Source organism: Sphaerospermopsis reniformis (assembly GCF_005402885.1).
Classification (GTDB): Bacteria; Cyanobacteriota; Cyanobacteriia; order Cyanobacteriales; family Nostocaceae; genus Sphaerospermopsis; species Sphaerospermopsis kisseleviana.
In genome coordinates this window covers 1-467 of sequence record NZ_BJCE01000568.1, presented here as the reverse complement: position 1 = coordinate 467, position 467 = coordinate 1, and the positions used below count along the sequence as shown (strand labels likewise).

Below are 467 nucleotides of genomic sequence, written 5' to 3'. Positions count from 1 at the left end.
AAAGAACCGTGCATTGCAGAGAACAAGCTACCACCGAATACACCAGCTACACCTAACATGTGGAAGGGGTGCATCAAGATGTTGTGTTCTGCTTGGAACACGATCATGAAGTTGAATGTACCGGAGATACCTAAAGGCATACCATCGGAGAATGAACCTTGACCGATGGGGTAGATCAAGAATACTGCGGTTGCTGCTGCTAAAGGTGCAGAGAAAGCTACACAGATCCAAGGACGCATACCTAAGCGGTAAGAAAGTTCCCATTCACGACCTAAGTAGCAAGCTACTCCGATCAAGAAGTGGAAAATTACCAATTGGTAAGGACCACCGTTATACAACCACTCATCTAAGGAAGCTGCTTCCCATATTGGGTAGAAGTGTAAACCGATAGCGTTAGAGGAAGGAACAACTGCACCAGAGATGATGTTGTTTCCGTAGATTAATGAACCTGCAACGGGTTCACGGAT

Annotated in this window: 1 protein-coding gene; it reads right to left on the bottom strand. The window is 45.8% G+C overall.

From position 1 onward, the window contains the following. A partial coding sequence (locus tag FFR48_RS28450) for a photosynthetic reaction center family protein (protein ID WP_503827320.1) occupies positions 1–467 on the bottom strand: 467 nt, incomplete at both ends.